At 71.7% G+C, this 3,019-nt stretch carries 2 protein-coding genes; one reads left to right on the top strand and one right to left on the bottom strand.

Features of this window, described 5'->3' with window-relative positions:
- Positions 1–286 precede the first annotated feature (286 nt).
- Positions 287–2,269, bottom strand: a complete 1,983-nt coding sequence (locus AC1DUQ_RS19955) for a pectate lyase family protein (RefSeq protein WP_477061708.1) — start codon at positions 2,267–2,269, stop codon at positions 287–289.
- 105 nt (positions 2,270–2,374) lie between these two features.
- Between AC1DUQ_RS19955 and AC1DUQ_RS19950 the strand changes: the two genes are divergently transcribed.
- Entirely contained in the window at positions 2,375–2,917 is a 543-nt protein-coding gene (locus AC1DUQ_RS19950; protein ID WP_477061709.1) for an NUDIX domain-containing protein, read from the top strand.
- Positions 2,918–3,019: the final 102 nt, after the last annotated feature.

Genomic DNA, 3,019 nt, shown 5'->3' with positions numbered 1-3,019 from the left:
GCACAGGACGAGGGTGCGCGTGTCGACCGGTCGTCGACGCTCCGCCCAGAACGGCACCAGCACCTGCGCGACCCGTCCGGGCACGCGCGGGACGGGAACAGCACGGCCCGCCACCCAGGAGGGAGGCGGGCCGGGCAGTGCGGGCGGGGGCGTCGAGGCTCCGGAGTCGGTCATGAGCGACACGCTAGACAGCGGCGTCTGCGCACGTCACAGACTTGCGCGGGGGTCCCGTGCACGTTGTGTGCAGTGGATCGGCGTCCCTGCACAACTGACGCACAGGAACGGCTCAGCGGCGCACGGTGACCACCCGTTCGGCCGTCGACGTGCTGCCTGCCTCGTTGCTGAGCACGGCCACGAACGCGTAGGAACCAGGGGCGAGCCCGGTCACGTCGGTCCCCACGGTCTGCCCCTGCGGCGAGGCGGCCGTCAGCTCCTGCTCGTCGACCACGACCCCGTCGCGGTAGAGCGCGTAGTGCGTCGCGTTGGTGCCCCACCACAGGGTGCCAGTGATGGTGAACGATCCGTCGCCGTCGCGGTTGTCGTCGGTCAGGACCGAGCGACCTGGAGCCGCGTCCGTGACCGCGACCGTGCGCGGGCGCGACGTGCTCGTCCCGTAGGGGTTGAGCAGCTCCACCACGTAGGTGTAGCTCCCGTCGACCTTGCCGGTGACCGGGAAGGCGACGGTCTGCCGGTGCGGGGTCGTCCCGGTGAGCCACTGGGCGCCCACGAGCACCCCGTTCTCGTACAGCCGGGCGACGGTGGCGTTCTGGCCCCACCACAGGGTGGCCGTCACGGTGTAGGAGCCGTCGTGCAGGCCGGTGTCCCAGCCGTTGTCGTCGGAGAGCACGGCGACGCCCGGCTTCGCGGTGGCGACGGGGGTGCCGGAGAGGAGCACCCCGGCGCCGGCCCCGGCACGCACGATCGCCGGCACGTCCTGCACCGGGTCGAGCGTGTAGTCGTACACGTCCGCCGGGTTCCACCGGGCCGTGGGCGCGAGCGGGACGGGTGCCGTGGCGTTGAACGCCGCGACGAGGTCGGTGACCTGCCCGTTCACGGTCGAGCCGGCCTCGAGCAGCTGAGTCCCGCCCCACCGGGTGATGATCCGTCCCGGGTCCACGCCGGGCGCCAGCTCGAACGCGTTGTTCTCCGCGACGATGCTCGACTCGATACCGGCGCCCCAGTAGTACTGGAACAGCCCCTCGGTGGTCTGCGTGTAGAGGTTGTCGTAGAGGTGCACGTCGCCGAACCGCACGCGCGGGGCGCGCTGGCCGATGTCGGTCCAGTGGTTGTGGTGCAGCGTGACCCGGTGCTGGCCACGGTCCTGGAGCCGGGAGTCCGACGAGCCGATGAGCTCGGTCTTGTCGTGGTCGTCGAGCCGGTTCCAGGACACGGTCACCAGGTCGGACCCGTGCGTGATGTCCAGCAGCCCGTCGTGCACCTCGAACGGCCGCCCGTAGACGGTCGGCAGCGCGCTGTGCGGGTGGTCGCCGTCGTCGAACGTGTTGTGGTCCACCCAGACGCTGGTGGACGTCCACACCGAGACGTTGTCGTACGCGGAGTTCCAGTTGCCGGCCGCCGTGTCGGTCGGGTCCCAGACCGGGAAGCAGTCGTACGCGTCGGCGAGGTCGAGGTTCCGCACGATGACGTTGTGCGCGTCGCGGATCCGCATGCTCGCCCCGACGATCCTCGCGTCCGTGCCGACGCCGACCAGGGTGACGTTCGATCCGACGTGCTGGAGTGTCGCTGCCGCCTGCACCGCGGCCGCGGCGACGCGCGCGTCCTCGAGCGGGCCGCTCGGCTTCACACGTCCCCACGGGCCGGTCGGGTCGAAGTGCGCGACGTAGTCGGCCATCCGGAACGGTTCCCCGGTGTCCGACACGGTCACCTGCGCGGCGAAGGCGTCGCACGCGGCGGGGTCGAACGCGGTGATGGTCCCGGTGACGTACACGATGCGGGGGACCACGTTGCGGCGGGCGTCGGTCTGGCTGCCGCCGGGCTTGCCGGCGAGGGCGTCGCGCAGCTCCTGCCACGTGTCGACGACGTAGACCTCCGACGGGGAGGCGTCGGCCCCGCCTGTGGTCCCGGTGGCCACCATGGGCCTGCCGTCGGGCACGGTCGGACCCTCGTAGGAGGCCCAGCCGTCTCCGGGCGGGAGGACCTCGCGGCCGAGGTCGACGTCGGGCGGCGGGGGAGTGGCGTGAGCGGTCGTCGGCGGGAGGAGGAGGGCTCCTGCAGCAAGGGTGACGACGAGGGTGCGACGAGCTCTCATGAGACGTCCTTGTCTCCGACAGGTGGGTGAGAAACCGGTTTCCGTACCGTGTCACAGAATGTCCGGTAAGCGCAATCCCTTGCCGTCGTCTGTCAGGCTGCCGCCATGACCACCTGGCACACCCGCGGCTCGACGACCATCTACGAGAATCCCTGGATCCGCGTCCGGGAGGACGCCGTCGACCGCCCCGACGGCACGCCCGGGATCTACGGCGTGGTCGAGGTGCGCCACCCCGCGGTGTTCGTCGTCCCGCTCACCGCTGACGATGAGGTCGTCCTCGTGGAGGTCGCGCGGTACACCACCGGCGTCTCGCTCGAGGTCCCCGCCGGCGGCTCCGACGGTGAGGACCTGGAGCTGGCCGCCCGCAGGGAGCTGCGTGAGGAGACCGGTCTCGTCGCGGACACGTGGGAGCTCGTCGGCTCGATGTTCGCGCTCAACGGCATCTGCCACGCGCCGGAGCACGTGTTCCTCGCCCGCGGCCTGCGCCCGTCGGACGAGCCGACGGAGCAGGCGGTCGAGGGGATCTCGGCCGTGCGCACCGTTGCGTGGACCCGCGTGCTGGAGCTGGTCGCCGACGGGACGATCTCGGACGGCGAGACCGTCGCGGCGCTGATGTACGCCGCGATCGCCCTGGGCCGGGTCCGCTGAGCGGACCTGGTGTCAGCCGAGGAGGCCGAGCGCGCGCCCGACGATGGCGGCCATCGCCAGACCCGCGAAGGTCCAGCCGAGGATGCTGCCGGCCAGGTAGGC

It is taken from the genome of Cellulomonas sp. P4_B5_2 (assembly GCF_056402235.1).
This window is presented reverse-complemented; position numbering and strand designations above follow the sequence as displayed.

Excerpts from the sequence above, each read along its gene's own strand:
- AC1DUQ_RS19955 (WP_477061708.1), bottom strand. The coding sequence starts at position 2,269 with ATGAGAGCTCGTCGCACCCTCGTCGTCACCCTTGCTGCAGGAGCCCTC.
- AC1DUQ_RS19950 (WP_477061709.1), top strand. The coding sequence starts at position 2,375 with ATGACCACCTGGCACACCCGCGGCTCGACGACCATCTACGAGAATCCC.